The 1,444-nt window shown below is 39.5% G+C and carries 2 pseudogenes; both read left to right on the top strand.

The window, feature by feature from the left end:
* A pseudogene (locus MiSe_RS49065) lies at window positions 1-299 on the top strand (hypothetical protein); the annotation flags it as partial.
* Window positions 300-917: 618 nt separating this feature from the next.
* Window positions 918-1,444 (top strand): annotated as a pseudogene (locus tag MiSe_RS49060) (hypothetical protein); the annotation flags it as partial.

Below are 1,444 nucleotides of genomic sequence, written 5' to 3'. Positions count from 1 at the left end.
ATATGAATTGTTGTGCTGACGTTAGAAGATTAATTCAAATGGTTGCTATGCTCCAAAAAGAAGTATCACAGATTAAACGCCGCACTGGAGTAGATGAGTTTCCTGTATCCGTACCGCAACTGCTTTTAAAAGATAGAGGTAACAGTATTGTTAGAATACAAAACATTCCTGAATTAATTTCTTGGGTTGCCAAACAATTAGATGCTTTGGTAGGCGAGCTTCCAGGAGAGATGGAAATTGAAGATATTGACCCACAAACAGAAGGCAACCAAACTAAAAAATTCAAATTTCCTACTTGAGCTGATTTGTTACTGGAGATAGCCCGAATCAATATTAACAACAAAATCAATACCGCAACCGCAACCGCTATATTAAACACAATGGTTGAAGTAGGTAGCGTTAAAACAACGACTGTTGCCAACTACCACGCTGCAGCGGTATTAGATTATTTACGTCCTCAATTGAGACAATCAGTAGTAGAAGTTACCCTAACTTTTACGCCAGGAGACTACCAAGATTCATAAATTATTTAAACCAACTACCGCAGTTAAAATTGTAGAATTAGAAAGTCAAACCGCTCTGCCAGACGATTTAGAAGATTTAAAAAGATTTGCAGCGCAGTGGAGAACGCCAAACTTTAGACAAATAAAATTAAATGGAAATGCAGCAGCAAAAATTAAAAAATTTATTAAAGATGCTGCCGCCTTGCTTTCTGGTGAAGACTTACAAGAGAGCAATACAGAGAATAGAACCGAGAATAGAACTAGCGACTTCTCGGATTTTATAGAAAAAACAGAGAGAGGGTTTACAGACGTTAATCGAATTACAGATACTATCAACCCTTGTAGACCCTATAGCCAGCGACCTAGAATTAGAGAAATAGGAGACACTTCAGATAGAGGAACAGAGGAAAATTAATGGGAACTGCTGATATTGTTAAAGGAGCTTTGGAGTCTCGCGCTAGGCGAGCAATAATTTCAACAGTAATTAGAGTCATTAAATCTCAGGATATTCAGCCAACTACTACCAGAGAAGACACAAACATCCTTTCAGTAATTTTTGATTGGGGTAAGCGCCTTATCGGATTTATTGTTTCAAACTTAAAAAGCGCTAGCTGGACTGCATCAGCTATTTGGGGAACGGTTGTCAGTTTAAGTCAATACATCTGGCACTTCAACTGGAATATTACTGACGAACAACTAGATCAGCAAGTTCGCGCAACTTGGAACCAAATTGCAGGTCAAGCAGGTGGAGTCGTCGGTCAATTTTTAGGTTGGGTTGCATGTGGCGTTGCTCCTGGCGCAGTTGTGCTTACTTTTAACGAAGTTGCAGGCGCTGGGATCCTCAAACAAGTTGGCGAGCAAATGGTTGAAGAATTGGCTAGTTCAATAGCTAATTTAATTCGATCTGTTTTTCGAGGCACCGCGACTACTTTGTTTGCTTG

Origin of the sequence: Microseira wollei NIES-4236, assembly GCF_020521235.1 — a bacterium.
Lineage (GTDB): Bacteria > Cyanobacteriota > Cyanobacteriia > Cyanobacteriales > Aerosakkonemataceae > Microseira > Microseira wollei.
The sequence above is the reverse complement of the archived record's forward strand: the minus strand, read 5'-3'. Positions and strand labels throughout refer to the sequence as shown.